The sequence below is a fragment of the Microcoleus sp. Pol12B4 genome (genome assembly GCF_036701385.1).
In the GTDB taxonomy this organism is placed as follows: Bacteria; Cyanobacteriota; Cyanobacteriia; order Cyanobacteriales; family Microcoleaceae; genus Microcoleus.
Genome location: NZ_JAUBQR010000465.1, coordinates 1 through 1,161, shown reverse-complemented (window position 1 = coordinate 1,161; position 1,161 = coordinate 1). Strand labels below are relative to the sequence as shown.

The following is a 1,161-nucleotide window of genomic DNA, read 5'->3' as shown; positions in this document are numbered from 1 at the left end:
AGCGTAGCGTATTCGGGTAAATGATCGGTAACATCAGTATAAAGAATTTGATAAACAATCACTATCCCAACGATAAATCCCATTGCCGCGCCGAGAGTGAAAACAAATCCGATTGAGGTACTTTCCTGCCAATATTTTTTTTCAAAATCTACAAACTCTTCTTTAGAAGAAATTCTCACATCATTCGGCAAAGTTGCCCTCATTTTATCAACAACAGCCTTAACATCTGTTCCCGGCTCCAAGTGAACAATACCTATATCGATTAAACCTCTTGTTCTCCGCGTCGAAAAAATCCGCATAAAGTTCAAATCGCTGGTGACAAGATTTCCGTCGGCACCGAAAGAGGCCCCTATAGTAAATAAACCATCTACCCTAACGCGGCGATTGTCAACTTCAGTTTCAACAACTTTTCCCTGTTTGAAATATTCTGCTACCGGCCCAAACTCCGGGCGGGAAGCTTGGTCAAATAAAACCACATCCGAAATTTGGATTTTGTCCAAATTATTTTGGATTTCAGGCATATCAAAGATGGGATGAGCGGGGTCAAAACCGATTATCATCAATTGCCGAGTATTTCGCTGGTTGGGGTCGGGGTTTTTCCACAATCCAAAGCCTAAATATACGGGACTAATTGATGTAACGCCGTTAAAGCTCAAGGCTTGATACAAGCGACGCTGGGGAAAACTTTTCATGGCTATTAAAGCCGTAGACTGGGTGCTGGTGATAAAAATATCCCCTTTTAACTTCGAGTGAAAGGTGATGGAGCTTTCAAAGAGCGCGTCTCTAAATCCGAACTGCATAAACATTAGCAAGTCGGCAAATCCAATGCCGGCTAGGGCGATTACTAATCGCATTTTTTCGCGGGTTAACTGTGCCCAAGCTAGCGGTATTTTTGCCATAACAGTCGATCAATCTTAGATTTTAGATTTTAGATTTTAGATTTTGGATTGAAGAATTTTAGGACTTAAGCACGGGTGTTGAGAAACCTGGTTTTTTACCCTTATATTTGATTCAAACCCTTAATCTCGGTAAAAGACCCGGTTTCTTGATTGCCCATACGTAAGTTTTGTCAAGGTAAAATTTAGGTAATTGCTCAACCCCCTTGACAAGAAGAGGAGATAGACATTAGATAAAGGAATGGAAAAACTCCCCGACTTAAAG

The 1,161-nt window shown here is 41.1% G+C and carries 1 protein-coding gene; it reads right to left on the bottom strand.

The window, feature by feature from the left end; genetic code table 11:
* On the bottom strand, window positions 1-899 hold an 899-nt coding region (devC, locus tag QUA38_RS29075), incomplete at its 3' end, for an ABC transporter permease DevC (RefSeq protein WP_333168010.1).
* Between the last annotated feature and the right edge of the window lie 262 nt (window positions 900-1,161).